Annotated in this window: 28 protein-coding genes; 9 read left to right on the top strand and 19 right to left on the bottom strand. The window is 42.2% G+C overall.

Going from position 1 to position 24,789, the window contains the following annotated elements; genetic code table 11:
• Positions 1-61 precede the first annotated feature (61 nt).
• Complete coding sequence (locus tag IEW93_RS01715; protein ID WP_188736293.1) at positions 62-934, bottom strand: LysR family transcriptional regulator; 873 nt, start codon at positions 932-934, stop codon at positions 62-64.
• 200 nt (positions 935-1,134) lie between these two features.
• Here IEW93_RS01715 and uvrD point away from each other — a divergent pair, with 200 nt between their 5' ends.
• From uvrD to IEW93_RS01735, 4 genes are all read left to right on the top strand, one after another.
• Positions 1,135-3,324 (top strand): DNA helicase II, encoded by a 2,190-nt coding sequence (gene uvrD, locus IEW93_RS01720; RefSeq protein ID WP_188736296.1) that lies wholly within the window; start codon positions 1,135-1,137, stop codon positions 3,322-3,324.
• A 36-nt stretch (positions 3,325-3,360) separates the two neighbouring features.
• Positions 3,361-4,221 carry a 4-hydroxybenzoate octaprenyltransferase gene (gene ubiA / locus IEW93_RS01725; RefSeq protein WP_188736298.1) on the top strand — a complete coding sequence of 287 codons (861 nt, stop codon included), beginning with the start codon at positions 3,361-3,363 and terminating at the stop codon, positions 4,219-4,221.
• A gap of 25 nt (positions 4,222-4,246) precedes the next feature.
• Positions 4,247-5,182, top strand: a complete 936-nt coding sequence (locus tag IEW93_RS01730) for an alpha/beta hydrolase (protein WP_223419288.1) — start codon at positions 4,247-4,249, stop codon at positions 5,180-5,182.
• A gap of 167 nt (positions 5,183-5,349) precedes the next feature.
• The gene (locus tag IEW93_RS01735; protein WP_188736300.1) at positions 5,350-6,369 is read left to right on the top strand and encodes a hypothetical protein; all 1,020 of its coding nucleotides are present in this window, start codon (positions 5,350-5,352) and stop codon (positions 6,367-6,369) included.
• Between the two features lie 49 nt (positions 6,370-6,418).
• Here IEW93_RS01735 and IEW93_RS01740 read toward each other — a convergent pair whose 3' ends face one another.
• The 3 genes from IEW93_RS01740 to ubiD form a co-directional block, all read right to left on the bottom strand.
• Positions 6,419-6,997: a nucleoside triphosphate pyrophosphohydrolase family protein gene (locus IEW93_RS01740; RefSeq protein ID WP_188736302.1), complete on the bottom strand. Its 579-nt coding sequence runs from the start codon at positions 6,995-6,997 to the stop codon at positions 6,419-6,421.
• 117 nt (positions 6,998-7,114) lie between these two features.
• Positions 7,115-7,813 (bottom strand): NAD(P)H-flavin reductase, encoded by a 699-nt coding sequence (gene fre / locus IEW93_RS01745; RefSeq protein ID WP_188736304.1) that lies wholly within the window; start codon positions 7,811-7,813, stop codon positions 7,115-7,117.
• Positions 7,814-7,925: 112 nt separating this feature from the next.
• Entirely contained in the window at positions 7,926-9,407 is a 1,482-nt protein-coding gene (gene ubiD, locus IEW93_RS01750; RefSeq protein WP_188736306.1) for a 4-hydroxy-3-polyprenylbenzoate decarboxylase, read from the bottom strand.
• A 141-nt stretch (positions 9,408-9,548) separates the two neighbouring features.
• Here ubiD and IEW93_RS01755 point away from each other — a divergent pair, with 141 nt between their 5' ends.
• Entirely contained in the window at positions 9,549-10,145 is a 597-nt protein-coding gene (locus tag IEW93_RS01755) for a hypothetical protein (protein WP_188736309.1), read from the top strand.
• Here IEW93_RS01755 and IEW93_RS01760 read toward each other — a convergent pair.
• The 4 genes from IEW93_RS01760 to IEW93_RS01775 all read right to left on the bottom strand — a co-directional run bounded on the left by IEW93_RS01760 (position 10,115) and on the right by IEW93_RS01775 (position 13,777).
• Positions 10,115-11,443: a diguanylate cyclase domain-containing protein gene (locus tag IEW93_RS01760; RefSeq protein WP_188736319.1), complete on the bottom strand. Its 1,329-nt coding sequence runs from the start codon at positions 11,441-11,443 to the stop codon at positions 10,115-10,117. The two genes, IEW93_RS01755 and IEW93_RS01760, sit on opposite strands and share 31 nt — an antisense overlap.
• 3 nt (positions 11,444-11,446) lie before the next feature.
• Positions 11,447-12,454, bottom strand: a complete 1,008-nt coding sequence (locus tag IEW93_RS01765) for an ABC transporter substrate-binding protein (protein ID WP_188736321.1) — start codon at positions 12,452-12,454, stop codon at positions 11,447-11,449.
• Positions 12,455-13,353: 899 nt separating this feature from the next.
• Positions 13,354-13,605, bottom strand: a complete 252-nt coding sequence (locus IEW93_RS01770; protein ID WP_188736324.1) for a transposase — start codon at positions 13,603-13,605, stop codon at positions 13,354-13,356.
• A gap of 19 nt (positions 13,606-13,624) precedes the next feature.
• The gene (locus IEW93_RS01775) at positions 13,625-13,777 is read right to left on the bottom strand and encodes a hypothetical protein (protein ID WP_188736326.1); all 153 of its coding nucleotides are present in this window, start codon (positions 13,775-13,777) and stop codon (positions 13,625-13,627) included.
• A 255-nt stretch (positions 13,778-14,032) separates the two neighbouring features.
• On the opposite strand from IEW93_RS01775, the gene IEW93_RS01780 reads away from it, so the two are divergent.
• Complete coding sequence (locus IEW93_RS01780) at positions 14,033-14,224, top strand: hypothetical protein (protein WP_188736328.1); 192 nt, start codon at positions 14,033-14,035, stop codon at positions 14,222-14,224.
• A 313-nt stretch (positions 14,225-14,537) separates the two neighbouring features.
• On the opposite strand, the gene IEW93_RS01785 is transcribed toward IEW93_RS01780, so the two are convergent.
• The 11 genes from IEW93_RS01785 to IEW93_RS01835 form a co-directional block, all read right to left on the bottom strand.
• Entirely contained in the window at positions 14,538-14,807 is a 270-nt protein-coding gene (locus tag IEW93_RS01785) for an HPr family phosphocarrier protein (RefSeq protein WP_188736330.1), read from the bottom strand.
• 19 nt (positions 14,808-14,826) lie between these two features.
• Positions 14,827-15,690, bottom strand: a complete 864-nt coding sequence (gene rapZ / locus IEW93_RS01790) for an RNase adapter RapZ (protein ID WP_188736333.1) — start codon at positions 15,688-15,690, stop codon at positions 14,827-14,829.
• Positions 15,687-16,130 carry a PTS IIA-like nitrogen regulatory protein PtsN gene (gene ptsN / locus IEW93_RS01795; RefSeq protein WP_188736334.1) on the bottom strand — a complete coding sequence of 148 codons (444 nt, stop codon included), beginning with the start codon at positions 16,128-16,130 and terminating at the stop codon, positions 15,687-15,689. The genes rapZ and ptsN overlap by 4 nt, the downstream gene beginning before the upstream one ends.
• Positions 16,131-16,132: 2 nt before the next feature.
• Complete coding sequence (hpf, locus tag IEW93_RS01800) at positions 16,133-16,420, bottom strand: ribosome hibernation promoting factor (protein WP_188736336.1); 288 nt, start codon at positions 16,418-16,420, stop codon at positions 16,133-16,135.
• 25 nt (positions 16,421-16,445) lie between these two features.
• Entirely contained in the window at positions 16,446-17,930 is a 1,485-nt protein-coding gene (locus tag IEW93_RS01805) for an RNA polymerase factor sigma-54 (RefSeq protein WP_188736338.1), read from the bottom strand.
• Between the two features lie 143 nt (positions 17,931-18,073).
• A complete protein-coding gene (gene lptB / locus IEW93_RS01810; protein ID WP_188736340.1) occupies positions 18,074-18,805 on the bottom strand; it encodes an LPS export ABC transporter ATP-binding protein in 732 nt (243 codons plus the stop codon).
• Entirely contained in the window at positions 18,802-19,380 is a 579-nt protein-coding gene (lptA, locus tag IEW93_RS01815; protein WP_188736342.1) for a lipopolysaccharide transport periplasmic protein LptA, read from the bottom strand. The genes lptB and lptA overlap by 4 nt, the downstream gene beginning before the upstream one ends.
• The gene (lptC, locus tag IEW93_RS01820) at positions 19,367-19,927 is read right to left on the bottom strand and encodes an LPS export ABC transporter periplasmic protein LptC (RefSeq protein ID WP_188736344.1); all 561 of its coding nucleotides are present in this window, start codon (positions 19,925-19,927) and stop codon (positions 19,367-19,369) included. Before lptC ends, lptA begins: the two co-directional genes overlap by 14 nt.
• On the bottom strand, positions 19,924-20,475 hold the full coding sequence (gene kdsC, locus IEW93_RS01825; RefSeq protein WP_188736519.1) for a 3-deoxy-manno-octulosonate-8-phosphatase KdsC: 552 nt from the start codon (positions 20,473-20,475) through the stop codon (positions 19,924-19,926). The genes lptC and kdsC overlap by 4 nt, the downstream gene beginning before the upstream one ends.
• A gap of 14 nt (positions 20,476-20,489) precedes the next feature.
• Complete coding sequence (locus IEW93_RS01830) at positions 20,490-21,467, bottom strand: KpsF/GutQ family sugar-phosphate isomerase (RefSeq protein WP_188736346.1); 978 nt, start codon at positions 21,465-21,467, stop codon at positions 20,490-20,492.
• 43 nt (positions 21,468-21,510) lie between these two features.
• On the bottom strand, positions 21,511-22,473 hold the full coding sequence (locus IEW93_RS01835) for a calcium/sodium antiporter (protein ID WP_188736348.1): 963 nt from the start codon (positions 22,471-22,473) through the stop codon (positions 21,511-21,513).
• Between the two features lie 188 nt (positions 22,474-22,661).
• On the opposite strand from IEW93_RS01835, the gene IEW93_RS01840 reads away from it, so the two are divergent.
• Genes IEW93_RS01840 through mlaD form a run of 3 tightly spaced genes read left to right on the top strand, consistent with a single transcriptional unit; the run spans position 22,662 to position 24,770 of the window.
• Positions 22,662-23,486, top strand: a complete 825-nt coding sequence (locus IEW93_RS01840) for an ATP-binding cassette domain-containing protein (RefSeq protein WP_373284852.1) — start codon at positions 22,662-22,664, stop codon at positions 23,484-23,486.
• Between the two features lie 13 nt (positions 23,487-23,499).
• Entirely contained in the window at positions 23,500-24,258 is a 759-nt protein-coding gene (gene mlaE, locus IEW93_RS01845; protein WP_373284857.1) for a lipid asymmetry maintenance ABC transporter permease subunit MlaE, read from the top strand.
• Between the two features lie 41 nt (positions 24,259-24,299).
• Positions 24,300-24,770: an outer membrane lipid asymmetry maintenance protein MlaD gene (mlaD, locus tag IEW93_RS01850; protein ID WP_188736354.1), complete on the top strand. Its 471-nt coding sequence runs from the start codon at positions 24,300-24,302 to the stop codon at positions 24,768-24,770.
• The last annotated feature ends 19 nt before the right edge of the window (positions 24,771-24,789 follow it).

Genomic DNA, 24,789 nt, shown 5'->3' on the forward strand with positions numbered 1-24,789 from the left:
GGGTTATCTTATTGTTGATTGAGCTTTGTTTAAAGGGTCAGCATTGCTGACCCTTTGTAATTTAGTTAACCATTTCACAGAGGTGTTCAATAAATACCTTAGCAACGCCCGAAAGCGCGGCGTCTTTAGGTGAGAAAATATTAATGTCGGTAAAGCCTGCGCTTAACTCGGGCAACACATTAATGAGTTGTTGATTCTCTACCGCATCGATTGCAATAATTTGTGGTAATAAAGTGATACCTGCGCCACCTAAACAAAAGTGATAAAGCGAATTGTAATCACTGCAAATAATCTTGTAGTTTGCCGTTACATTAGTGTGTTGAAAATGCCAATGATGCTCTAAAACACCTTCGGCATTACGGTAACCAAGTAATGAGTGATAGTGTAAATCGTCTATGGTTTCTATGACTGATGACTTTTCTAAATACAAGCTACTGGCATACATTTTTCGCTCAAATGTCATGAGCTTTTGTTTGCTAATATTGCCTTTGCTGACTTCACCTGCGTTAATCATGCAATCTAAATTTAAGCGCTTTATATCTTGATGCTGCCCAGGCACGATAAACACTTCGAGTTGTACTTGTGGGTAATTATGCACAAAGTTGGCTATGTGTTTGTCTATTAACTTATCAACAAAGGGTTGTAAGCCAATTCTGAGTTTGCCCTGCACATTGTCGTGGCGATGTTTAAAAACATCACCTGCATGATTCAGTTGGCTGACTAACGGTGTGATTTGGGCTAAGTAGCGTTTACCAGAATCGGTTAAAGCCATCACTCTTGTTGTACGAGTAAAAAGCGGTGCGCCGAGTTGTATTTCTAGGTCTGCAATGCGGCGACTCACTAATGCCCGACGCATCTCGAGTGCTTTAGCTGCTTTGGAGAAGCTACCTAACTTTGCCACAGTAATAAACAGTTCTAAATCTTTGATGTTCAATATGTCAGCCTAAGTAAGTGTCTTATTTTGTATAGTAATTTTCGGCAATGTTATTGTCAATTTAGGCGGTTAATACGCCAAGGTAAGATACGTAATGTGTTTGATAGTACTAAGTTAGAGGTAAGTTAAATAGGTAAACTAATGTACGGCTTTCAAACGTTGATTGATATATAATGCCTCGCAGATTTCTGGGAGGAAAAATGGACGTATCATCATTATTAGACGGCCTAAACGATAAGCAACGTGAGGCTGTTGGCGCGCCTCTTTCAAATATGTTGGTGTTAGCGGGTGCCGGTAGCGGCAAAACCCGAGTGTTAACCCATCGAATTGCATGGTTAATGCAAGTTGAGCAACAAAGTCCATATTCAATTTTAGCTGTAACGTTTACCAATAAAGCGGCAGCAGAAATGCGTGAGCGAGTTGAAAAGGTCGTTGGCACCAATATGGGACGGATGTGGATAGGCACCTTCCATGGTCTCGCTCACCGTTTACTGCGCACCCATTATCAAGACGCAAATTTGCCGCAAACCTTCCAGATTATTGATTCTGATGACCAGTTACGCTTACTTAAACGTATTCTTAAGAGCCTTAATTTAGATGAGAAGCAATATCCTCCTCGCCAGGCCCAAGGCTACATTAACGGTAAAAAAGACCAAGGATTACGCCCTAAGCATATAGATGCGGGTGGGTTTCCTATTGAGCAAAATTTACTGAATATTTATAAGGTGTATCAAGAGTCTTGTGACCGAGCCGGTTTGGTCGATTTTGCTGAAATTCTATTACGTGCTCATGAGCTATGGCTTAATAAACCGCATTTGTTAGCTCATTATCAAGAGCGTTTTCGGCATATTCTGGTGGATGAATTTCAAGATACTAACGCGATTCAGTATGCGTGGATCCGTGTATTAGCGGGCAATACGGCCAACGTAATGATTGTGGGTGATGATGACCAGTCTATTTACGGATGGCGCGGCGCGCAAATTGAAAATTTGCACCGTTTTTTACAAGACTTCCCGGGTGCACAAACCATTCGATTAGAGCAAAACTATCGCTCAACAGCGAATATATTAAATGCGTCAAATGCTGTAATTGCCAATAACCCTGATCGTTTAGGTAAAGAATTATGGACCGAAGATAAAGATGGCGAACCCATTTCGGTTTATTGCGCCTTTAATGAAATGGACGAAGCTAAGTTTATTGTTGCTCGGATCAGTGACTGGCAAGACAAAGGCGGTAATTTAAGTGATTGCGCTATTTTGTACCGTTCAAATGCTCAATCACGTGTTTTAGAAGAAGCTTTTTTACATAAAGGCTTGGCGTACCGTATATACGGTGGTTTGCGTTTCTTCGAGCGCCAAGAGATTAAAGATGCGATGGGATACATGCGTCTAATCAATAACAAAGACGATGATGCCGCTTTTGAGCGGGTGGTGAATACACCTGCTCGGGGCATTGGTGATCGTACATTGGATATTGTGCGCTCAACGGCCAAACAACATCAGTTAACGCTATGGCAAGCCAGTGTGCGTTTACTTGAAGAAAAAGTATTAGCTGGCCGTGCCGCTAATGCCGTTCGTGGTTTTATGGAGCTGATTGTCCAATTGCGAACAGATACCGCTGACATGTTGTTGTATCGTATGGCTGATAGCGTGATTGAACGCTCAGGTTTACGCGCAATGTACGAGGCTGAAAAAGGAGAGAAAGCTCAGGCGCGAATTGAAAACTTAAACGAATTAGTTACTGCTGCGCGTAGCTTTGAAATGCCTGAAGAGCTTGAGGATATGGGCGAGTTAAATGCCTTTTTATCTCACGCGGCATTAGAAGCGGGCGAAGGTCAGGCGGATGCATTTACCGATGCTGTGCAACTGATGACATTACACTCAGCGAAAGGGCTTGAGTTTCCAATGGTATTCATGGCGGGTGTTGAAGAAGGTTTGTTCCCGAGCAAAATGGCGTTAGATGAGGGTGATAGGTTAGATGAAGAGCGTCGTTTGTGCTACGTGGGTATGACTCGCGCAATGCAAAAATTGTACATCAGCTATGCCGAGTCTCGTCGTATTTATGGTCGTGAAGACTATGCGAGTCCATCACGGTTTATTAATGAAATCCCAGAAAAATTTGTTGAGCAAATACGTATTCGCGCTCAGGTGGCGCCATCAATCAGTCAACGTTTTCCAGCTCGTGCAGTGGCTGTTACCGCGACCACAAAAGCACACGGTTTTAATGATACCGGCCATAAAGTGGGCTCTAAAGTGAAGCATTTTAAGTTTGGTGAAGGCGTGGTGACTAGCTTTGAAGGCTCGGGCGAAAAAAGCCGCGTGCAAGTTAATTTTGTGGATTTTGGCAGTAAATGGCTATTGGTGTCACTAGCCAAATTAGAACGTTGTTAAATCGTCAACATGCGAAATCATGGAGATAGGACATAGATGTCAATGCAAGAAAAACTGCGTGCTTACGCACGGTTAATGCGGATAGATAGGCCCATTGGTACCTTGTTATTACTGTGGCCTTGTTTAATGGCATTGGTTTTGGCTGCGCAAGGGATGCCTCACTTAACGGTATTGGTTATTTTTATTGTGGGTGTGGTGATCATGCGTGCCAATGGCTGCATTATTAACGATTATGCCGACCGTAATTTAGATGCCCATGTGGAGCGCACCAATATGCGCCCTTTGGTGTCAGGTGAAGTAAGCACTAAAGAGGCGCTTAGTTTATTTGTAGTGTTGGGATTGGCCGCTTTTAGCTTAGTACTTTGGCTAAATCCGCTGGTGGTGCAGCTATCGGTTGTTGGGATTATATTAACCATTATGTATCCGTTTATGAAACGGGTAACTAACATGCCGCAAATGTTTTTAGGCATAGTGTGGAGTTGGTCTATCCCCATGGCTTACGCTGCGCAATTGGGTGAAGTGCCTGCTGAGGCATGGTGGCTATTTATGGCGAACTGGTGCTGGACTGTAGCGTACGACACCATGTATGCCATGGTTGATAGAGATGATGATGTAAAGGTGGGGATTAAATCTACCGCCATTTTATTTGGCCGGTTTGATCGGCACATTATTGGCTTATTTCAATTAGCGGCTTTAGGCTGTTTTGTGATGGCTGGGTTAATGGCCGAGCGTGGGGTGGTTTACGCTTTAGGTATTGTCGGTTTTATTGGTTTTGCAGTATACCAGCAAACATTAATCAACGGCCGTGAACGAGCCCCTTGCTTTAAGGCATTTTTAAATAACAACTGGGCTGGCATGATACTGTTTATCGCACTATCGCTAGATTACCTCATTTAACGCTTACTGATTTAGGCTTAAATACATGAGTAAGATGAGTGCGCTATACCCAATAGTTGGCTTGTTAGGTTGTAGTTATTTATCACTTTATAGTTCAGTTATTAGTGCTGAAAATAACCACAATGTGCAATCACAAGTTGTAAGCCAATGGGCCGATGCTTATGCGTCGGCTGCTGCGGTTAATATTCCTCGTACCCAGCAGTTTATTCTTAAAGATGCTGACCGTGATTATCAGGTGATGGTTAAATTACCTAAAGATTATCAGCACAATAGCGCTCATCATTATCCTGTGATCTACATGACCGATGGCATGTACAGTATGCAAGTTGTGTCTGGTGCGACGCGATTTCCGATGAACAGTAATGTGATGCATCAAGCTATTTTGGTGGCAATTGGTTATCAAAAGGACAGTAAAGATTCGACAAGCCGGATCCGCGATTATACACCTAGTCACGACCCTAGCTGGAAGCTTAATACGGGGGAGGCAAAGCGACACCTGCGCTTTATACGCGACACTGTAATGCCTTTTGTTGAGCATTTTTATCGTATTGATGCCCAGCAAAATACCTTTATGGGAAATTCGCTCGGCGGGTTATTTGGTGCTTATGTGTTACTGGAGCAACCTACATTATTTACCAACTATGTGTTGGGTAGCCCTTCGTTATGGTTTGACAATAAGCAATTGCTCCAGCGATTTATTCAAGACTTTAGCCAAATACCAGCGATATCCGCGAAGATATTTGTGGGTATTGGCGAATTAGAAAGACCGCCTTATACACACGATAACCACCAAATGGTGGCAGATGCACAAGCATTTTATCAAATACTTCATTCTCACCCCTCTGCCAAAGCGGGCACATTAACACCAAAATTGTTAGTGATCCCAGAAGCCGATCATTCAATGGCGTTTCCAACGACGGCTATTCACGGTTTATCGTGGTTATTTAAACGGGCTGATTAGCCCAAGCATTAGATATTGGTCATTTCCTGTAACAACTTAAACAGTAATCAATTTCCTCAGTGGTGATCTTTGTTGTTAAGTTAGTGTTAACAACTTGTTTAAATTTGCATTGCCCCAATATCAATGTTTAACGTTAATGTGATTGAAGAGCCAAGGATGAGTATTGCATGAGAGCGACAGTGAAGTATCGGTTAGTGTTTGTAGTGTTAATGATATTGAGTTTTGTATTAGGTGTTAACTGGACGCCTGAGACGTTAGCTAGCGATGTTGACAAGTGGTCGCTATATCTTATTTCTGCACTGTACTTTGTGCTGCTACCTTTAAGTTATTGGTATTGCATTATTAACAAGGGGGCGCAAAAACTGTGGAAGTTGATTGTTATTTTCAGTCTAAGCAGCCTGGTGGCGCGGTTAAGTTTTCCTGCTGAAATCGCTCATTATTTTGAGTTTATTGCTTGGTTGCGCTACCCGATTATTGCCGTGTTGCTGGTGATTGAGCTGTATTTAATTGTGAGTGTGGTACGTGGGTTATTAAAGGTGCGTAAGCTTAAAGGCGACCCAAGAGTCGGCGCAGTTGAGACCTATCGTGAAGGTGATGAAAAAAGCTTAACCATTGCGCTTATTATGGCTAGTGAAGCAACAAACTGGTTTTATTCTATTCCGTGGTTTTCCCGCAATCATCCGCCAGCAATTGCCAATATTAACCTCAATAGTGCCGCGCGGTGGCATGTGTGGCTTATGCTAACCGCTTGTATTGTTGCATCGTGTAGCAGTTATTTATTATTGGTATCGTGGAGCGAGTGGGCTGCCATTATTGTCTCGAGCATTATCGGCTATACCTTAATGTCTATTGTGGCTAATCATCGATTGTCACGATATTACTCCTTGTATTTTATGCGAGATAATCTCGTGATTAATAATTCCTTATGGGGATTTATGCTGGTCAATATTGGCGATATTAATCTTGTTGAAGAACAAGGATCAACCGAGTTACATAAAGATGAGTCTGAATCAATTATGATTGGCCGCGGATCAAGCAATGTTACCATTACCTTAACCCGTCCGGTGATTTATCACGGTGGTATGGGGCAATTACCTGAGCCAATCAGTAAGATACATTTATGTGTTGATGAGCCGCATAAGTTAGTTACTGCAATCAAACAAAGTAAATTATCTATTGCGGCTTAATGTAAATTAACGATAAAACATGCGCTGGTTACAGCGCATGTTTTGTGGGTTAACTGTGCACGAGGGAGGTTAACTCTGCTGGACGATAATAGACTGATTTTAGCACTTTGCCCTGACGAACTACTTTGCCTGCCATTTCAACGTCTTTGGCACACTTAGCAATAATAAACTCACCTTTTTTGCTGCCAACAATCTCAACACCTTGCTTGGCATAATGGGCGATAGTTTCGTTAAGTTCTTGCTCAGTGCGGCAAACCTTACTCATGTTGCTAGAGTGGACTTCGTCCCAACATTGAATAAAGTTTATTTCGCGGTTTTTGGCTACGTTTAAAAGTAAATCGATAAGGTAGCTTATCTCGATGCGATCGCTTACCTGAGAGGCACCTAAGTGAACTAGGCGGCCCATTAGCACATACACTGAGTCTACAATGGCGTCGGCTTGTTCAATTCTAGAATCTGCTTCTGCCAGTTCGGTCATTTCTTCAATGATAAGTGAGGTGTGTAGTGTGTCGGCTTGGTCATCTAGGCTAGCTGGGTCGTTAACGGGTAAATCAAAGGTTGTGCGAAACTCAAAAATGTCGCGGTACAAATGATCAAAAATAGGTTGGCTTAATTGGCTGAGTCTCATTGGGCTACCTTAATTGTAAATAATTACCCCATTTTCAACTTGAATGGGTATTGATAAATTGTCGTAAAAAAACCGACAAGGGTTGCCGGTTTTTTTTGGGCGTTCAATGGTTAGTGCTTATTTAATAAATGCGAATGCGTCGCCGTATAAGTGGGCTTCTTCAACGCCTAATTCGCGAAATACTTCGCGTGCAGCACCTACCATGTCAAATCGGCCAGCAATATAAATGTCGTAACCGTTTAAGCTAATAAAATCCTGCTTAATTTGTTCAAGCAGGTTAGCTTGTTTACCTTGCCAGGTATCAGATGCTTGTTCAACTGTCGGAATAAACTCTAACCATTGGTGTTCAGCATGCCATTGGCGCGCAATTTCTTGGTAGTACATGGCATCTTCGTTACGGCAACCCCAGTATAGTTTTGTATGGACGGTTTCGCCGTTGGCAATTTGCTGCTCAACGATACTTTTTATGTAGGAAAAACCCGTGCCGCCAGCAATTAAAATACGGGGTCTGTGGCTGTCGCTACGTAAAAATGCTTCACCAGCTGGCGCTTCAATATCAATATGTGTTGAGCTTTGTAGGCGCTCTACTACTTGCATTGGGTAGCTTTCACTTACTGCGGCACCAATATGTAATTCGATAAACTCTGAATTAGGTGCAGAAGCGATAGAAAAAGGACGCTTGTCTTTTTCACCCATGACTACACACAAGTATTGACCAGCCTTAAAGTCGAAGGCGGTTTCTGGTTTTAGCAACACTTGATAAACAGCGTCATTAAATGGGGTGACTTTTTCAATTTGACAACGAATGGTTTTCATCTAACGTCCTTTAAGCCCTTTTTAAATTTTTATCAAACACTTAATTATAGCTAATAGCATGTAATCAGGATCACTTGTGGTTGGATTGATGCACTGCATAGCGTGCAGTATCCTAAAGTGTTGGTCTGTCTTCTATGCCGAGTTCATCCCAGATTTGATCTACTTTTTGTTTTACTTCAGGGTTCATCACAATGGGGGTTCCCCACTCACGTGTGGTTTCACCTGGCCACTTGTTGGTAGCATCCAAGCCCATTTTAGAGCCCAACCCCGCCACTGGAGAGGCGAAGTCAAGGTAGTCGATTGGTGTGTTATCGACCAGCATGGTGTCACGTGTTGGATCCATGCGAGTTGTGATGGCCCAAATGACGTCTTGCCAGTCTCGGCAATTAACGTCTTCGTCAACAATAACAATAAACTTAGTGTACATAAATTGACGCAAAAAAGACCATGCGCCCATCATTACTCGTTTTGCGTGTCCTGGGTATTGTTTACGAATAGAGATAACCGCCATACGATACGAACAGCCTTCTGGCGGTAGGTAAAAGTCGACAATTTCAGGATATTGTTTGCGTAAAATAGGTACAAATACTTCATTTAACGCCACACCTAACATAGCTGGCTCATCGGGTGGACGTCCTGTATAGGTGCTGTGGTAAATCGCGTCTTTACGGTGAGTAATATGAGTGACTGTAAAGACCGGAAATGAGTCGGTTTCGTTATAGTAACCCGTGTGATCGCCATATGGGCCTTCTTCAGCGGTTTCGTCTGGGTCAATATACCCTTCTAAAATAATTTCGCTGGTTGCGGGTACTTCAAGATCGCAACTGATGGCTTTGCACACTTCAGTGCGCTCGCCGCGTAATAAGCCTGCAAATGCGTACTCACTCATGGAGTCTGGTACAGGTGTTACCGCACCTAAAATAGTGACGGGATCACTGCCTAATGCCACAACTACAGGGTAGCGTTCGCCCGGGTGTTGTTGTTTAAAATCTTTAAAATCTAAGGCGCCACCACGGTGATCTAGCCAACGCATAATCAACTTGTTTTTGCCTAAGAGTTGCTGGCGGTATATGCCCAAGTTTTGTCTTTTTTGCCTAGGACCTTTGGTGATGGTTAATCCCCAGGTTACCAGTGGGGCGACATCGCCTGGCCAGCAGTGTTGTATGGGTAATGCCGTTAGGTCAACTTCATCACCTGTTTTTATTACTTGTTGGCAAAGCGGGTTGCGCACGGTTTTAGGCGGCATATTTAATGCTTGCTTAAACATGGGGATTTTAGCTATTGCGTCTTTAAAGCCACTTGGTGGTTCTGGCTCTTTTAAAAAAGCTAATAACTCGCCCACTTCACGCAGAGCCAGCGGATCGTCTTTGCCTAAGGCCATTGCTACACGCTTAGGAGTACCAAATAAGTTAACTAATACCGGCATGGTATGATTTTTAGGATGTTCAAATAGCAGCGCCGGACCACCCGAACGCAATACGCGATCAGCAATTTCAGTCATTTCTAAATAAGGGTCAACCGGGTAGCTAATACGTTTTAGCTCGCCATTTGCTTCTAAATGGTCAATGAAGCTGCGTAAGTCCTTAAAACTCATGTTTACCGCCTGAACATCAAATCCTGTATGGCGCGCACTATAGCATTTTTCTAATTTAGGGTTAAGCCAAAATGGAGGATATCGACTTTATCTGGACTTAGCGTAAAATGAAATGTGTTTAAGTTGATGTTGAGGTGGGTGATGCAAACAGATAAATCCGCATTATTACTGAGTATTGTTGTCGCGAGTACTTGCATATTTTCGAGTGTGAGTGCGCCCGTTAATGCAAAAGAGCCTTTACATTATGAGCAGTTAGATCGGCAATCACATTCTGTGGGTAAGCAGCACGATGGTCGGCGCCACAGTGAACATCGAACTCGCCATCGTGACCCTTGGCGTTGGAATGTAGGGTGGAATACTCATTGGGGTATCAATAGTGCTTTTGGGCCCCATATTGGGATTGGCTGGAATAATAGCTTTAATACTCGCTATGGTTATCGCTGGGGGTGGGATGACTATACTCGCCACGATCCTTTTCTGTATCCTTACCGAGCTATCAATATAGCGCCAACTGTGCGTCATCGAGTGGTTGAGGAGCCCGTTAGTGCTACTTTGGTTGTTTCGGCGCCGCAACAAATTACCACTCACACCCAAGTGAAGCGTGGTTTAAGTAGTTTGCCTGAGAATGCCAAAGTTATTCAGCGTGCAAGCGGCACTGTGTATGAGTGGCAAGGTGTAGAATATTATTTTGACTGGAATACTCAAACTTACGAATTAGCTAACGCTGAGACACCATGATCACCTGCAAAGTAGCAATATTCAATACTATTGTCTGCTTTGGCTTGGTACATGGCCGTATCGGCTGCGCTAATCAACTCTCTGCTACTGATCCCATGTTTAGGGAACACGCTAATGCCAATGCTGGCTCCTACTTGTAGTGTGTGGGGGCCAATATCAATTGGTTGTTTTATAATGTTTAGCAGAAGTGTTAATTTTTGATCAATATTTACAGGCTCCGCAAGTAAATCCAGCCACACAACAAATTCATCTCCCCCCAATCTCCCCACTATGTCTGTTACTCTTAGGTTGTTTACTAAACGCTGAGCGAGGGTAACGATTACCTCGTCTCCAACACTGTGGCCCAAGGTATCGTTAATTTGTTTAAATTTATTTAAATCAATAAATAATAATGCAGCTTGATCATCTGAGCGTAAATCTCTGGCGATGGCATTGTCTATTTTTTTAATAAATGCCCGTCGATTATATATACCGGTTAACTCGTCATGTTCGGCCAAAAAAACAAGCCTATCTTGTTGCTCTATCAGCTTACGGGTTTGTCGATCAACTTCTTGTTTTAAGCTGTCTTTTTTGACCGTAATTTGTGTCAATGAGTACTTCATATTATTAAAATTACTGGCCAATGCAGACAACTCGTCATCATCACTAAATACTATCCGACTGGTTAAATCGCCAGATGCGAGTGCTTCCATACCCTGATTTAATGAATGTAGACCACTTCTAAATCGGGCTAGCGTCATAAATGACCATACAGTAATGAGCCCTGCTAACAGTAATAATATTGCTCCAACTAACCATAATAATGATTGCTGTTTAATTTTGGCTTGTTTGATTGAAAGTTGATGCAAGTTAAACATCTCTTCAGTCATTTCTTCAATAACCATGCTGTATTTAGCTTTAAATAAACGTTCTGCTGTCAGTTTTACTGATTCGTCGACATGTGCATTGTGATTATTGTTTTGCGCGTTAATCAGTGCCCTTACATTGGTATTAAGTCTGTTGAGGTTTTGGATGATAATTTTTTGTTGTAAATCCCAATCGATGTCGTGTGATAGTTCTGCAGCCAATTCAGCCTGGCGATTGTTGAGTTCTTGTAGCCCTTGCTTATCTGTATATTCTTGGTATAGCCATAACTGGCTTCGTAGGCTGTCGATACTCAGTTGTAGCTTCATTGAAAAGTTGAGTTGTCGATAAATTTGTTGTTGATAGTTATGAACCTGAATGAGCGACAAGCCAACAATTAATGTCAACATTGAGCACAGTATTGCTGTGAGTTTAAGTCGCTTTGATAACATCATAACTTACCAGCCGGCCTCTTTATTGTTGAAGGTTTCAAGTAATTGCCGATCAAATATTTGTCTAAAATCGACACGGTTCTCTTTCGGCACTAATTGGTTATCAATGGCCCATTGACTTTGGGTTTGAATGTTAGAAAAAAGGGCGTTACTCAGTGAGAGTCTAAAAGTATAGTCTGCCCATGAATATTCGAGTTGTGACGATGGTATTTCTAGAACTTGGCTGAGTAATTCTTGAGATTGCTTTGGGTGTTTATGAATGTAAATAGTGGCATCACTGATGGCTTTCAATAATGCTAGTTTGCGGTTGGTATCAACTTTGGACTGTTTAAGCCCAATTAAATTAAAAGAAAGATGATATAGACCACGACTATTTATAATTTCAGGTGATTGTTCAATTTGTTCCGATATGTTGTAACCAAGCGGCTCCCAAGCCGAAATAATGTCTACCTGGTTATCAAGCAACGCTGGCATGAGTTGAGTTGATGTTAAGTAAACGCGTGTTATGGGTAAGTGAGTTTTGTTATACATGATCAATAAACTGTCTAAAAAAAACTCACTGGCACTGCCTTTGATAATGCCAAGCCGAGCTCCCGCGAGATGATCAAACTGGCGATATTTTTCTGGGGTTAAGCTGAGTAATTTAACGTCATTGTCTGATTCAACAAAACTGGCTAGTACTGAAAAGTCTGTACGCTGAAAACTATTGAACATGACCACTGTTTCTGAAGCTGTTGCAAAATCAACTTCTTTATTGATTAATGCGTCAAAGCATTTTACGCCACCATCAAATCTAACGAGCTCTACTTTGAGATTATTCTCGGTAAAATAACCCATTTTTTCAGCTATAAAAAAAGGAGCTGATAAGGGCGTATTCGACACCGCTATGGTAATAGGTGGTGCGGATTTAGCCGCTTTAGTGTTTGGTTTGGTGGCGTGATCACAGGCAACAACATAACTGAGTATGCTGACGAAGAAAATGCCCAAGACACGCATATTAGGGACTCTAGCCATTAATTACTGTCAATCAATATTAGGTATGGTTAATTGTAGTAATAGTAACAACTTTTGGTAGAGATATAACCGCAAAAATTGATTTTATGAATAATATCAATCGATAAAGCTAGTTATAAAGTATTAGTAAAATAAAGTTAGATACAACTTACGGTTTGATAACGTCGAAATCGGGCCGAGACCTCTGTTGTTTTGGGATAGCTCTTTCAAGGATATTTTTGCAGCGAACCTTGTTTAGATTGTTTACTCGCTGCGGGTCACAACAATTTTAATCAAGCCATATCACGAAAAATAAAGCCCCACAGCATCCTGCTTTGGGGCTTTTGCTTGCATTGTCTGTGCTTTGTTTACACTTTTGTTTAAGCCACCTTAACTTTCTAAGAAGATTTGAGTGGTAACGTAAACTCAATCCAGCCTATGGCATGAATAAAAATGACGTTATTGGATATAGAGTCTGGGGACCCAATAACGCCTGAACTGTTATGCTCGTTGCAACGGTGCAACTCACGGTAAAGCAAATAAAGCGGCAAGGATGCAAGATATTGTGCGCTTATTGTTATTAGTCTGCTTTGCTGTGTTATCGACGTGCTGGGGGCGAGTTGATAATACGTTCAAACATCCTTGCCATAACTTAGGTAGAACAGCGTTGTACTAATCACACTTTGTCTACTTGAATAAAAATGACGTTATTGGATATAGAGTCTGGGGACCCAATAACGCCTGAACTGTTATGCTCGTTGCAACGGTGCAACTTACGGTAAAGCAAATAAAGCGGCAAGGATGTAGATATTGTGCGCTTATTATTAGTATGATTTTTGTTGCTATTTGCTTTGTACTATCAGTCTGCTGGGGAACAAACTGATAGCACTGTCATACATCCTTGCCAAAACGGTTGTTGTTTAGCTTGCCATTGTTTGTAGTTGTTGGCTTAATTGAGTAATTTTTTGCTGTAAAAGAGCGATTTCTGACATGATGGCTCCGCGATTTTCAGCTTTATGGTTTTCGCTATATTTGACCCATTTGTAAACTGTTTTAGCAGAAACACCATATTGTTTGGCAACGTCAGATAACAGGCGATTGTGCACTTTAACTTCGTTGATGACTTGATGTTGAAAGTCTGCTGGGTATTGTCTGGCAGTTGAAGTATTCATACGATTCATTCCTTACGCTTTATTTATACTTGTTCGAACGAGTTTCAACTTCGTCCCATTGGCTGCAACCAAGATGCGCTAAGAAAAAAATGTTTTGACGGCATTGTTCAACCAGCTTGGCAACGATGTGATTTGCTGATTGGATATTTTTACCTAGGTTTATTTTATTCATCGCTTTCTCCTACAACTGACAATGGACCGCTTAAAAAACAAACTACTACTTAGTAGGTATATAGCTCTATATGAAAAGCTCGTGCCAACTTTTTTAAAATATTTTTATTGATTAATATCAATTGCTTACTGATTTTTGCGTGTTTTTGGGTAAATTGACCTCTGATTTAATTGGTGCATTTGCACTAATTTGGTGAGCAGATCGATTAACCACAAAGTATTGGTATCAATTGAGGGGGCAGTATGGCTGGTATTTATGGCAATAAAAGGTCACGTTAATGACAATATAAGGACGTTTTCAGAGATTGCGGGCTTAGATAATGTGAGCTTAGGTAATGCGAGCTTAGAGATTGCGGGCTTAGAGATTACGGGCTTAGATAATGTGAGCTTAGAGATTGCGGGCTTAGAAATGACGCTGTATTGCTTGCATAGGCAATATTACTGGTGAACGACCAATATCAATCAGCACAAGAGTGTGATCATTCTTACTGGTTAACATCGCTTATAGCGTCGTTAGAAATTTTGAAGGTAGAACAACTAACTAGCTGCAAATTATGCCTTATTCTAAGCGATTTTCCCTACGCCATCTCTGATCACTTATTTAGCCTGATGGTATAAGATGTGCGAATTGGAACCCGCTTAACATAAAAGATCTTTGTTTATTTATACCACAGGCTTTATTAAGTTAATCATACTAACCTTATATATCATGAGGTTAAACTTACCACGCAATAAGCACTTAATGGTTTTAGCGTTTGGCTTTAGCAACATTCGTCGAACTTGTCGTTAATTAGGTTGCACACAGCGTCTAAAGCGGCTTCTGCGTCTGGGCCTGTGGCTGTCACTGTGATCATTTTACCTATTCCGCTTTCTAGCATAAGTAACCCGAGTACACTGGCTGCACTGGCTTGTTTATCTGCCTGGATTAATGTGATTTGGGCGTTGAAGTCTGCGGCCAACATGGCCAGTTTTGTCGCTGCACGAGCATGTAAACCCAATTTATTTGAGATAGTGACTTGGCGTTCTAACATTGTTGCTGCTCCGCGAGGGCTAAGGGTTATTTTCGTTAATATTTAGCTCTCTATGGCGTGCATTAACAGTGTGCTTACTGCCTTGCCTGAACCGTTTTGCCAGTTGATCGGTAATATAAACTGACCTATGTTGCCCGCCTGTACAGCCAATTGCAATCGTTAAGTAGCTGCGATTATTTCGCTCTAGGTGTGGCATCCAGGTCTCGAATAAATTTTCGATTTGCCAAATAAACTTATTAACTAACGGCTGACGTCCAAGAAACTCTTGTACTGGCTCATCAAGACCTGTAAAAGGCCTTAGTTCAATTTCCCAGTGTGGGTTGGGTAAAAAGCGCACGTCAAACATAAAGTCAGCCTCGGTGGGCATACCATGCTTAAAACCAAAGGACTCAAAATTAATCACTAATTCTTTATCTACACTGCCAAGCAATATTTGTCTTACTTGGTCACTAAGCTCGTAAATATTTAATGCAGATGTATCAACATAGTGATCGACAATTTTGGCGATAGGTTCTAATAAGCGGCCTTCTAACTTGATGGCTTCTTGAAGCGAAATTTGATTCTTTGATAGCGGGTGTAATCGGCGAGTTTCACTGTAACGTTTAAGTAAAACTTTGTCGCTGGAGTTTAAAAAGAAACTGGTTATCTCGGTATCAGGTTGTAGCATCGCCAGCTGCTCTTGTAACACTTTGCCTTGTTCAGCAATATTACGAACATCGACACTGATGGCCACCAAGTCATTACTGCCTTTTAATTGCGCCAGTAACGTGCCGATAAGTGGCAACGGGAGATTATCAACACAGTAATAACCTAAATCTTCTAGCACTCTTAAGGCGACAGATTTACCTGAGCCAGACCGCCCAGATACGATGACGAGTTTCATGCGGTGATTACCTGATAGAGTTCAGTTGAGTCGTGGATTTTACGAAGCTGTTTTAGTACTTGTTTGTCGCTGAGCTTTTGCGCCATTGATGACAAGGTACTTAAATGTTGCTGGCACTGATCGGCTGGCACTAACAAAGCAAACAGTATATCTACAGGCTGTTTATCGATAGCATCAAACTGGATTGGCTCTTCACATTTTATAAAAATGCCAATAGGGTGATCGATTGTTGTCAATCGGCCATGAGGTATCGCGATACCATTGCCTATACCTGTGCTACCCATTTTTTCCCGCGCGAGGAGACTTTCAAAAACCTCTTGCGAAGATAGGGTCGGGTACTGGGCAGCGACGATATCGCTGATAAGTTCCAGTACCTTTTTCTTACTGCCCGGTGTGGCACAGGTGGTGCATTCCGGCTGCAGGATGGTACAAAGTTCCATCGTTAGTGTTTTGTATACTTCTCTTTGTGTTTAATTACCTGACGATCGAGCTTGTCTATCAGGGCGTCTATTGCTGCATACATGTCGGTATGTTCTGACATGGCAAAAATTTCTCCGCCTTTTAGGCTGATTTTTGCTTCTGCTTTTTGTTGTAACTTTTCTACGTTGAGCACAACGTGAACATTATTGATCTGATCGAAGTGCCGTTCAAGCTTTGAAAATTTTTCCTGAACGTACTCTCGTAAAGATTCGGTTATTTCAACATGATGCCCAGATAGATTGATTTGCATTACACATCTCCATTGTTGAGTAAAATTATAGACTCTTACGTTGGTTTGAGGGCGGGATTAGCATTGCCTCACGGTATTTTGCAATCGTACGACGAGCAACGTTTATGCCCTGTTCTGCCAGAAGTTCTGCCATTTTGCTGTCGCTAAGTGGTTTTTTCTGGTTTTCTGCAGCGACCAGCTTCTTAATAAAGGCGCGGATTGCTGTTGATGAGCACTCTCCACCATCGTCAGTACTGACATGGCTGGAGAAAAAGTATTTTAGTTCAAATAACCCTCGTGGGGTGTGCATGTATTTTTGTGTCGTGACACGCGAAATGGTCGACTCGTGCATTTCGACTGCTTCTGCAATGTCGTTTAGTACCATGGGTTTCATGGCTTCTTCGCCGTATTCGAAAAACCCTTGTTGGAATTGCACAATACAATTGGCTACTTTTAATAGGGTATCATTTCGGCTTTCAAGGCTTTTGATAAACCATTTTGCTTCTTGCAAATGCCCACGAATAAATTGGGTATCTGACGGGTTTTTGCTGCTACGTGCCATGGCCGCATATTGTTGATTAACACCAATTTTGGGCATATTGTCTGGATTTAATTCAACAACCCAACGACCGTTCTTTTTAAACACGGTGACATCAGGGATGACATATTCATCTTCAGTTGCGGTAATCAATAACCCTGGACGAGGATTAAGTGACTGAATGAGGGTAATCGCATCGCGTAGTTCATCTTCTTTTAGACGAGTTTTACGCATTAATAACCTAAAATCGCGGCCAGCAATCAAATCTAAATAGTCTTTGATAAGCATGCGCGCATTATCAATATGTGGGGTTGAGTCGGCATATTGAGCTAGCTGAATGAGTAGGCATTCACTGAGATCGCGCGCAGCTACACCTACGGGATCAAAATGTTGGATCCGCTTCAGTACCGCTTGTACCTCGTCAAGTTCAATGCTTTCATCGCCCATTGCTTCTAGTATTTCTTCTGTACTTTGGGTGAGATAGCCGCGTTCATCGATGGCATCAATGATGGCTGTTGCAATGGCAAGGTCGGTGTCTGAAAACGGGGTTAAGTTTTTTTGCCACTCTAAATGTTCATATAACCCTTCGGTGGTTTCACCCTGAAAAGGCATATCGTCGTCACGCATGCTGGCGCTGCCTGAACCAGACATGGGTGATGCGGTGTAGACTTCATCCCATGTGGTATCCATGGGGAGATCGTCCATGGTTTCTTTACTGATAGATTCAGTGGTGTCGACGGTTGAAGTGTCTTTTTCTACACTGACATTGCTATTGTCACTGAAGTCGGTGTCTGATTGATCTCGGCTTTCTTTTAATGGATCTTTGGCTTGAGAAAATTCATCTTCTATTTCAAGCAGTGGGTTTGAGTCCAATGCTTGTTGGATTTCTTGCTGTAGCTCCAATGAAGATAATTGCAGCAAGCGAATGGCTTGCTGCAATTGAGGGGTCATAGTTAGGTGTTGACCCATTTTAAGTTGGAGTGACGCTTTCATTTACCGCTTATCCCTAGATGATTTCCATAAAAATAATAATTTCGATAACTGTAGTGGATTGCCACATACGTCGGTGTCATATAACGCTATTTCGGTATCGTTCAACGCAATGAATTAGATAGGTTAAAAGACTTATCACTTAACTATAGCTTGAATTGTTCACCTAAGTACACAGCTCGAACTTGTTGATTGCTCAAGATCTCATCAGGTGTGCCTTCTGCAATTAAATTTCCTTGACTTACAATGTAAGCTCTCTCGCATACGTCAAGTGTTTCGCGCACATTATGGTCGGTGATAAGTACCCCTAAACCACGGCTTTTAAGCTGTTGAATAATTTTTTTAATGTCGATAACAGAGATAGGGTCAACACCGGCAAAGGGCTCATCAAGTAAAATAAATTTGGGGTTGGCAGCCAATGCTCGGGCAATCTCTACACGCCGACGCTCACCACCCGATAACGACATACCCTGGCTGTCGCGAATATGGGTAATGTGAAACTCTTCAAGAAGGTGTTGAAGCTGCTCAATGCGCTCATCATTACTGAGTTCTTTGCGCGTTTGTAACACGGCCATGATATTGTCATGCACGGTGAGTTTACGAAAAATACTGGCTTCTTGCGGTAAATAGCCAATACCTTTGCGGGCTCTTAGGTGCATTGGATCTGATGTTAGATCATCGTTATCGATTAAAATACGGCCTTTATCGCTTTTAACTAATCCAACAACCATATAAAACGTTGTTGTCTTACCGGCGCCATTTGGGCCCAATAAACCTACTATTTGCCCCGTTTTAACAGTTAAGCTTACGTCTTTTACGACTTGGCGAGCTTTGTAGCTTTTGGCTAAGTTTTCAGCGGTTAGGGTAATTTGGGTCATGGTTTAATCTGCTTGTTAACTGGGATCTCGGGCAGCTTTTGTTTAGGTGCTGACTCGTCTTGGAAGTTTTCAGGCTGAATAATGGTGATAACACGATCTTGGCCTTTACCCGTGCTTTCAGCGATGAGCTCCTGGGCTTTAATATTGTATTTAATCAGGTTGCCCGTTACCTGGCTGCCAGCTTGGTCGAGTTTAGCATTACCGGTTAGGGTTAGCGTGGTTGTGGCAAGGTCATAGCTGATTTCGTTAGCACTGGCTGTACCGATTTTGCCATCATCTAATTCTTGAGAAAACGTTGCTGGTTTGCCTGTGGCGATTAGGCGTTTTGACGCGCTATTTTCTGGTGTAAAAGCGCGTAGCTCATCGGCATTAATGTTAATTGTACCTTGCACAACAGTAACTGGGCCGTTAAAGACGATTTGATTGTTTTTAATGTCGGCAGACTGGCTCACCGCAGCAATTTTTAGCTCTTGCTTTAGATCACCTTGTTTGGCCATTACTGGCATGCTCAGCATACAAAGTAAACCACTCAATAGCACAGCGGCATTGGCGCGATGTCGTTTATTGTGACTCATATGTTCCTTCTACTTGGCTTAGTAGCGATAATTTTTGCGAATTCAAGTCAGCATGTAGGCCTAAACCTTGAATCATAAACCCTTTACCTTTGATATACACCATATCTTGTGAACTGCCTATCATGGTTGATAAATCAAGGGCGACAGCTTGCGTTGTTAATGACTGTAAAGGCTCTTCGATATCTATGGCGTCGATAATAACATTATTTTCTAAGCTGACCTGATTGGTTTGTTTATTTAATTGACCTCTATCTGCGCTGAGTTGCCATTGGGCTTTGCCATTTTCTGGGTAAATTAAATAAACTGGCTCTGTAAAATGGGTGATGTCACTCGAAGCGTAGTGTTCCATGTGTTTTGCAGTCACTTTACTTTCTATAAAACCTTGCGCGTTGAATTCGGTCGTTTTAAGGTCATCAGCGATAAAGTCTGGGCGTTCGACACCCACAACTTGAATCGCATCCATTTCGCTACGTTTCACTTGTGTTTGCCAGTACAGCGCAAGTGCAAGGCCAAAAAAAGCAGTAATCCCTATGGTGACTCTGTTCATATACTCATACCATGGGCGCCAGCAAATTTGTCTTGGCTGAGGAGGAGTAGATCGGTGAGCTCACGCAGAGCGCCATGGCCACCATTGATACTGGTGGTCATATGGCAATGTTGTTTTACAAAGGGGTGACCATCTGCAACACAAACAGCAAGACCCACCGCTTTCATTACTGGCAAATCAACCATGTCGTCACCAATGTAGGCCACTTCGTCGGGCGTGACATTATATAAAGACAATAATGCTTCAAATGGCTCAAATTTATTATCAATACCCTGATAGATATGTTGCACACCCAAAGCTGTCATGCGGGTTTCAACAATTTTGGATTTACGACCTGTGATCACGGCAACATGAATACCGCTGGTGAGTGCGGAGCGTACGCCGTAACCATCACGAGTGTGGAATGCTTTTAATTCTTCGCCTGCATTACTTAAATAAATTCTGCCGTCAGAAAAAACGCCGTCTACATCGCAAATCAGCAGTTTGATTTTTTTAGCACGTTGCCAAATATCGTCGCTGATGGGGCCGTAAAATCCTTGATGAATCATTGTGTCTGACATGGTTAAATAACTCCTGCTTTAACCATATCGAGCATATTGAGTGCGCCGATAGGTTGATGATGTTGGTTTACGACAATCAGTCCGTTAATATTTTTTGCTTCCATAATTTGCAGCGCTTGTGCTGCTAAAATGCCGCTTGGACTGGTGACACAATTTTTGGTCATGACTTGCGAAATAGGGGTGGTGCGTAAGTTGACTTCAGCATCTATGATGCGTCGTAAATCTCCATCGGTAAAAATACCCACTAGGGTGTTGGATTTATCAACGATGGCCGTCATACCTAAGCCTTTTTTAGAGATCTCATATAACGCCTCAGTAATGCAGATATCATCGCTTACGATGGGCAAACGCTCACCGAGATGCATAATATCTTCAACTTTTAATAGCAATTTACGGCCTAATGCGCCACCCGGATGAGATAGGGCAAAATCGTCACGGGTAAACCCTTTGGCCTGCAGCAAGGTAATTGCTAATGCGTCTCCCATAACCAAGGTGGCTGTTGTGCTGGAGGTTGGCGCTAATCCAAGTGGGCAAGCTTCTTCTTTTACTTCAATACAAAGATGGATTTTGGCTAACCGTGCCATATTAGACTCAGGTTTACCGGTAATGGCAATTACGGGCACCCCCATTCGTTGTATCACTGGAAGTAGGGTTAAAATTTCGCTCGACTCGCCTGAATTAGAGATAGCAAGTACTATGTCATTTTTATCGAGTGCGCCTAAATCGCCATGACTGGCTTCGCCTGGGTGTACAAAAAACGCTGGGGTTCCTGTACTGGCAAAAGTGGCTGAGATTTTATTGCCAATATGGCCAGATTTTCCCATGCCCATAACAATGACTTTGCCTTTGCACTGCAAAATAAGATCACAGGCTTGAGCAAATTCAACTGAGTCAACATATTGGTATAAATTATCCAGTGCTGCTTTCTCGATATCGATGACCTTGCGGCCCCATAGGCGAAACTGCGTTTGATCTACCATGCGTGTCTCTCTTTTGTTTAATACTTAACCTTTATGCTCCAACTTAATGGGATTGAAACACAGCAATTTGGTACGCAATAAAGGTGACTAATAATAGGACACCATGCCAACGGGTTAGTTGCTTTTTGGCGCCTGTTGATAACACTAAAACGGCTAATGCTGTACTTGTACCTAATGCCATGTAGAAATCTCTACCGCTAGCTTGTGCATCGATCACGCCCGGTGCAATCAGCCCTGGTATGGCAAGTACCGCTAAAATGTTAAATAAATTAGAACCGACGATATTGCCGATGGCTAAATCGTCTTCTTTTTTCAATACTCCAGCAATACAAGCTGCAAGTTCTGGCAAACTGGTGCCAACAGCAATAATGGTTAACCCGATGACTAAATCTGATAAGCCATAAAATTTTGCAATTCCTACAGCGCCATCAACCATCCAACCTGCTGATAGTGGTAACAATATGATACCAACAATTATCCAAATGATAGCATGAAAGGTTGGGACGTTTTTAGGGATCTCTGATTCCAATTCTTCATCCATTGCGTCTGGGCTTTTATTACCAGTGGCTTGCCAAATGAAGTAGCCCATTACTGCAACAAATAGTATCGCGAGCAGTATGCCCTCAGTACGAGTTAATAAGCCATCATGTAGGTTATAACCTGCAAAAACAGTTGCGGCTAACATTAAAGGTATTTCACGTTTAAGGGTTTGAGAACCGACACTGATTGCACCCAGTAAGGCGGTTAGACCTAAAATTAATGTTATGTTAGCAATATTTGAACCTAACACATTGCCAATAGCCGTATCGCGCATACCATCCATTGACGCAGTTGCCGCAACAAACATTTCGGGGGCTGAACTACCCATTGCGACAATAGTCAATCCAATGAGCATGGGGGGTAAACCTAAATTACGTGCAAATGCCGCTGCGCCGTAAACAAATTTATCAGCACTCCAAACTAACACTGCAAGGCCTGCAATTAACATTAAGATATTAACTAGCATGTGATCCCTATAATAGTAAGTAATTAGCGGGCATTTTCGCTGGATTTTCACTAAATTGAAAGCATTGCACATTAATTGTATGAGCAATGAGCATTGGTTATATGGATATAGTTGTAGCTTAATGGACAATTACAGTACAATTTGCGCTTCATCTTCTTCTAAGGAAGGCTGTTATCTCTACAACACCGATGCCTGATATGAGTAATTCAAATAATTCCCCTTTGGTTGAAATAAACCATTTGGCGTTTAGCCATGGTTCACGAGTGATTTATAAAGACATTTCGTTATCGATACCGAAAGGTAAAGTGACGGCAATTATGGGGCCGAGTGGAATTGGTAAAACGACTTTACTTAAATTGATAGGTGGGCAACTTACACCTACTAGCGGTCAAATTTTATTTGATGGCCATGATGTTCATAAATTAAAGCGCGAAGATCTCTTTGAACTACGTAAACGTATGAGTATGTTGTTTCAAAGTGGTGCCATGTTTACCGACCTTAATGTATTCGATAACGTTGCATTTGCTTTGCGAGAACATTCTGGTTTACCCGAAGATATTATTCGTACAATTGTGTTAATGAAATTACAAGCCGTTGGGCTTCGTGGGGCAGCATACTTGATGCCAAACGAATTATCTGGCGGTATGCAACGCAGGGCTGCGTTAGCCCGTGCGATTGCGCTTGAGCCAGAAATGATTCTGTATGACGAGCCCTTTGCTGGCCAGGACCCTATTTCTATGGGGATGTTGGTTAAATTGATCCGTGAGCTGTCAGATACGTTAAAACTAACCTCTGTTGTTGTCTCTCATGATGTGGATGAAGTATTAGGTATTGCTGATTATGTTTATGTTATCGCCGAGAAAAAAGTGATTGCTCACGGAACACCAGAGCAACTTCGTTTGTCTGACAACCCGCAGTTAATTCAGTTTATCCAAGGCGCACCTGATGGTCCGGTGCCATTTCATTATCCTGCCGAGGATTATCAAAAGGAGTTATTGCGTGGGCGTAATTGATAACATTGCCAATATGGGCAAAAACGCATTAAAAATGGTTTCTGGTTTAGGCCGTGCTGGTTTGATGTTGTGGGGCGCGATTGTTAGGGTGCCTAATATTAAAAAAGGTTTACCATTACTTACCAAGCAAATTTATGTGCTCGGTGTTCGCTCTATGGTGATCATCTTGGTATCGGGCTTGTTTATTGGCATGGTACTGGCGTTGCAGGGCTACAATATTTTGGTGGGGTTTGGCACTGAAGAGAGTTTAGGCCCAATGGTTGCGCTAAGCTTACTGCGTGAATTAGGACCAGTTGTCGCAGCCTTGTTGTTTGCTGGGCGAGCAGGCTCTGCATTGACGGCTGAAATTGGCTTAATGAAATCGACAGAGCAGTTATCAAGTTTAGAAATGATGGCTATTGACCCATTAAGGCAAATTATTGCACCTCGCTTTTGGGCTGGGGTGATAAGTATGCCGCTACTGGCGCTTATGTTTAGCCTAGTGGGTATTTTTGGTGGTCATCTGGTCGGTGTTGAATGGAAAGGAATCGATAGCGGTGCATTTTGGTCTATTCTGCAAGCGTCTGTAGAGTGGGAACAAGATATCGTTAACTGTTTGATTAAAAGTTTAATTTTTGGAGTTGTTGTGACCTGGATAGCCTTGTATAGAGGCTATGAGGTACAACCAAATCCTGAAGGTATTAGCCGTGCAACAACATCAACCGTTGTGCAGGCCAGTTTAGCTGTTTTAGCGCTGGACTTTTTGCTCACTGCAATCATGTTCGGAAATTAAGGTTTTTTCATTGTTTAGTTTAATTGAAGTGGTTTAAGAGTATGTTGACACGGAAAATTGAGTTACTTGTAGGCGTGTTTTTATTGTCTGGTTTATTGGCTTTTTGTGTATTGGTATTTAACGTTGCCAATGTAGAAGTGAAAGCAAATGACCAAACTTATACATTAGTGGCCGAGTTCAATAATATCGGCGGGTTAAAAGTGCGTTCACCGGTGAAAGTCGGCGGTGTCGTGGTGGGGCGTGTGACTGACATTACGCTTGATGCTAACAAGTTGATCCCGGTAGTCACCTTGACTATGGATAAACGTTATGATCAGTTCCCTGAAACAAGCAGTTTAGCCATTTTAACGTCAGGCCTACTTGGCGAACAATTTATAGGTTTAACTCCAGGCTTTATGGACGATGATATCGCTATGCTTGCTAATGGTGATAAAGTTCATGACACGCGTGGTGCATTAATTTTAGAAGATTTAATCGGCCAGCTTTTGTACAGCATGTCGTCTAAAGAATAAATAGGAGCTATATAATGAA

Source organism: Shewanella inventionis, from assembly GCF_014641855.1.
Taxonomy (GTDB): domain Bacteria; phylum Pseudomonadota; class Gammaproteobacteria; order Enterobacterales; family Shewanellaceae; genus Shewanella; species Shewanella inventionis.

Coding starts and splice junctions, on each gene's coding strand:
- IEW93_RS01770 (WP_188736324.1), bottom strand. CDS start 13,605: ATGAATACTTCAACTGCCAGACAATACCCAGCAGACTTTCAACATCAA.
- uvrD (WP_188736296.1), top strand. CDS start 1,135: ATGGACGTATCATCATTATTAGACGGCCTAAACGATAAGCAACGTGAG.
- fre (WP_188736304.1), bottom strand. CDS start 7,813: ATGAAAACCATTCGTTGTCAAATTGAAAAAGTCACCCCATTTAATGAC.
- IEW93_RS01830 (WP_188736346.1), bottom strand. CDS start 21,467: ATGGTAGATCAAACGCAGTTTCGCCTATGGGGCCGCAAGGTCATCGAT.
- IEW93_RS01785 (WP_188736330.1), bottom strand. CDS start 14,807: ATGTTAGAACGCCAAGTCACTATCTCAAATAAATTGGGTTTACATGCT.
- IEW93_RS01765 (WP_188736321.1), bottom strand. CDS start 12,454: ATGGCTAGAGTCCCTAATATGCGTGTCTTGGGCATTTTCTTCGTCAGC.
- IEW93_RS01780 (WP_188736328.1), top strand. CDS start 14,033: ATGGCAATAAAAGGTCACGTTAATGACAATATAAGGACGTTTTCAGAG.
- rapZ (WP_188736333.1), bottom strand. CDS start 15,690: ATGAAACTCGTCATCGTATCTGGGCGGTCTGGCTCAGGTAAATCTGTC.
- IEW93_RS01740 (WP_188736302.1), bottom strand. CDS start 6,997: ATGAGACTCAGCCAATTAAGCCAACCTATTTTTGATCATTTGTACCGC.
- IEW93_RS01840 (WP_373284852.1), top strand. CDS start 22,662: ATGCCTGATATGAGTAATTCAAATAATTCCCCTTTGGTTGAAATAAAC.
- lptB (WP_188736340.1), bottom strand. CDS start 18,805: ATGACCCAAATTACCCTAACCGCTGAAAACTTAGCCAAAAGCTACAAA.
- ubiA (WP_188736298.1), top strand. CDS start 3,361: ATGTCAATGCAAGAAAAACTGCGTGCTTACGCACGGTTAATGCGGATA.
- hpf (WP_188736336.1), bottom strand. CDS start 16,420: ATGCAAATCAATCTATCTGGGCATCATGTTGAAATAACCGAATCTTTA.
- IEW93_RS01735 (WP_188736300.1), top strand. CDS start 5,350: ATGAGAGCGACAGTGAAGTATCGGTTAGTGTTTGTAGTGTTAATGATA.
- ptsN (WP_188736334.1), bottom strand. CDS start 16,130: ATGGAACTTTGTACCATCCTGCAGCCGGAATGCACCACCTGTGCCACA.
- IEW93_RS01730 (WP_223419288.1), top strand. CDS start 4,247: ATGAGTAAGATGAGTGCGCTATACCCAATAGTTGGCTTGTTAGGTTGT.
- IEW93_RS01805 (WP_188736338.1), bottom strand. CDS start 17,930: ATGAAAGCGTCACTCCAACTTAAAATGGGTCAACACCTAACTATGACC.
- IEW93_RS01760 (WP_188736319.1), bottom strand. CDS start 11,443: ATGATGTTATCAAAGCGACTTAAACTCACAGCAATACTGTGCTCAATG.
- IEW93_RS01835 (WP_188736348.1), bottom strand. CDS start 22,473: ATGCTAGTTAATATCTTAATGTTAATTGCAGGCCTTGCAGTGTTAGTT.
- mlaE (WP_373284857.1), top strand. CDS start 23,500: ATGGGCAAAAACGCATTAAAAATGGTTTCTGGTTTAGGCCGTGCTGGT.
- IEW93_RS01775 (WP_188736326.1), bottom strand. CDS start 13,777: ATGAATAAAATAAACCTAGGTAAAAATATCCAATCAGCAAATCACATC.
- ubiD (WP_188736306.1), bottom strand. CDS start 9,407: ATGAGTTTTAAGGACTTACGCAGCTTCATTGACCATTTAGAAGCAAAT.
- IEW93_RS01755 (WP_188736309.1), top strand. CDS start 9,549: ATGCAAACAGATAAATCCGCATTATTACTGAGTATTGTTGTCGCGAGT.
- mlaD (WP_188736354.1), top strand. CDS start 24,300: ATGTTGACACGGAAAATTGAGTTACTTGTAGGCGTGTTTTTATTGTCT.
- lptA (WP_188736342.1), bottom strand. CDS start 19,380: ATGAGTCACAATAAACGACATCGCGCCAATGCCGCTGTGCTATTGAGT.
- lptC (WP_188736344.1), bottom strand. CDS start 19,927: ATGAACAGAGTCACCATAGGGATTACTGCTTTTTTTGGCCTTGCACTT.
- kdsC (WP_188736519.1), bottom strand. CDS start 20,475: ATGATTCATCAAGGATTTTACGGCCCCATCAGCGACGATATTTGGCAA.